The organism is Bartonella sp. AP57NXGY (assembly GCF_042195805.1).
Classification (GTDB): Bacteria; Pseudomonadota; Alphaproteobacteria; order Rhizobiales; family Rhizobiaceae; genus Bartonella.
The window spans coordinates 1-539 of sequence record NZ_JBHIOZ010000682.1; the positions used below are offsets into that span (position 1 = coordinate 1).

At 38.6% G+C, this 539-nt stretch carries 2 pseudogenes; both read right to left on the minus strand.

Annotated features, from left to right (window positions below):
* Window positions 1–77 (minus strand): annotated as a pseudogene (locus ACFIL8_RS12635) (DNA-binding protein); the annotation flags it as partial.
* 207 nt (window positions 78–284) lie between these two features.
* Window positions 285–539, minus strand: a pseudogene (locus ACFIL8_RS12640) (integrase); the annotation flags it as partial.

Sequence of the window (539 nt, forward strand, 5' to 3'; positions counted from 1 at the left end):
CGGCGGAATGTTGAGACACTCATATGAAGCAATTTTGCACTTTCACGGTCTGTCAAAAGAATATCATTTTCTGTCATTCTAAAATCCTTTCTATCAAAAAATGGTAACAAATCATAACCATTTATTAACCACATTTTGGTTCATTTAGAAAGATGTTTTATTCATAGAAAACAATATTTTATTATATAATTTCTGATGTGATACGTTATGAGTCTTATTGAGAGAGAATGAGAGAGAAGAGAGAGAAAGTTATCCACAGATCATGGGGTTATGCACCCCATATCTTAAGATTGACCCGTGACATAAGCCGCCCATTTATCCATATAAACGCGGCGCTGTTCTAAATAGTCAGTCCGACGATAGGCACGCTCTACTTTACCTCCTACTGTATGACTTAGAATGGTTTCAGCGACCTCATAGGGAGCATCGGTTGTTTCAGCAAGCCAATTGCGTAAACTAGAGCGAAAACCATGCGGGCAGGCTTCAAGTTTATTGTCTCTCATATATTTTGCCATACAATTCTCAGCAAGGGGAGCACG